General features: G+C 67.8%; 1 protein-coding gene. It reads left to right on the forward strand.

Annotated elements, in window-relative coordinates; translation table 11 throughout:
* Positions 1-332, forward strand: a 332-nt coding sequence (locus MQN93_RS43775) for an oxidoreductase dimerization domain-containing protein (RefSeq protein ID WP_505016699.1), incomplete at both ends; no start/stop codon positions are given.

The following is a 332-nucleotide window of genomic DNA, read 5'->3' on the forward strand; positions in this document are numbered from 1 at the left end:
TACTGCCACCCGGAGGTCGCCTCCGTGGGGATCACCGAGGCCAAGGCCAAGGAGATCTACGGTGCGGACAAGGTCGTCGCTCTGAAGTACAACCTGGCGGGCAACGGCAGGAGCAAGATCCTGAACACCGCGGGTGAGATCAGGCTGGTCCAGGTCAAGGACGGTGCCGTGGTCGGCGTCCACATGGTCGGCGACCGGATGGGCGAGCAGGTCGGCGAGGCCCAGCTGATCTACAACTGGGAGGCGCTGCCCACCGAGGTCGCCCAGCTCATCCACGCCCACCCGACGCAGAACGAGGCGCTCGGCGAGGCCCACCTGGCGCTGGCCGGCAA

Origin of the sequence: Streptomyces spinosisporus, from assembly GCF_022698145.1 — a bacterium.
In the GTDB taxonomy this organism is placed as follows: Bacteria; Actinomycetota; Actinomycetes; order Streptomycetales; family Streptomycetaceae; genus Streptomyces; species Streptomyces spinosisporus.